Consider the following 1,418-nt stretch of genomic DNA (forward strand, 5'->3'; position numbering starts at 1 on the left):
GAAGACAGCCAGGAGGTTGGCTTAGAAGCAGCCACCCTTGAAAGAGTGCGTAATAGCTCACTGGTCGAGTGGTTGCGCGCCGACAATTCAGTGGGGCTCAAGTACACCGCCGAAGCCGCGGCATATCATTTGATATGGGTAGGGGAGCGTCGCGTATGGGGTGAAGCATGATCGTAAGGGTGTGTGGACTGTACGCGAGTGAGAATGCAGGCATGAGTAACGAATGATACGTGAGAATCGTATCCGCCGAATGACTAAGGGTTCCTGGGTCAAGTTCGTCTTCCCAGGGTGAGTCGGGTCCTAAGGCGAGGCCGACAGGCGTAGTCGATGGTCAACGGGTTGATATTCCCGTACCCGTATACACGCGCCCAATGATGAACCGGTGATACTAACCACCCTGACCACCCGCCACGATGATCTTTGATTATCAGGTGGGTGTGATGCGTGGGGCCTGATCTGTAGTAGTCAAGTGATGGGGTGACACAGATTGGTAGCTACGCCACTTAGTGGATTGTGGTGCAAGCGTGCGGCACGACACCTAGTTAAATGCGGGTGTCATATGTGTGAGGCGTGATGCGTAACCCCAATGGGGTGATGGTAGTGATCCTGTGCTGTCGAGAAAAGCCTCTAGCGATGTGTGTGTACGGCCCGTACCCGAAACCGACACAGGTAGTCAAGTAGAACATACTCAGGCGGTCGGGTGAACTGTGGTTAAGGAACTCGGCAAATTGCCCCCGTAACTTCGGAAGAAGGGGGGCCACAACTGGTGATCCAAACATGCGTTGGTGAGCTGGTTGGGGTCGCAGAAAAGAGAGGGAAGCGACTGTTTATCAAAAACACAGGTCCGTGCGAAGACGTTGAAGTTGATGTATACGGACTGACGCCTGCCCGGTGCTGGAAGGTTAAGAGGACCTGTTAGGACTATGTCCGAAGCGGAGAATTTAAGCCCCAGTAAACGGCGGTGGTAACTATAACCATCCTAAGGTAGCGAAATTCCTTGTCGGGTAAGTTCCGACCTGCACGAATGGCGTAACGACTTCCCTGCTGTCTCAACCACAGGCCCGGTGAAATTGCACTACGAGTAAAGATGCTCGTTTCGCGCGGCAGGACGAAAAGACCCCGGGACCTTCACTATAGCTTGGTATTGGTGTTTACTGCGGTTTGTGTAGCATAGGTGGGAGACTATGAAGCGCTCACGCTAGTGGGTGTGGAGTCGTCAAGTGAAATACCACTCTGACCGTAGTGGATGTCTTAACCTTGGCCCATGATCTGGGTTGGGGACAGTGCCTGGTGGGTAGTTTAACTGGGGCGGTTGCCTCCCAAAGAGTAACGGAGGCGCCCAAAGGTTCCCTCAGCCTGGTTGGCAATCAGGTGTTTAGAGTGTAAGTGCACAAGGGAGCTTGACTGCGAGACCTACA

At 53.5% G+C, this 1,418-nt stretch carries 1 rRNA gene; it reads left to right on the forward strand.

The features are described 5' to 3' along the window. Positions 1-1,418 (forward strand): 23S ribosomal RNA (locus ACUY2Y_RS11650); the annotation flags it as partial.

Source organism: Corynebacterium sp. 20-84, from assembly GCF_053479455.1.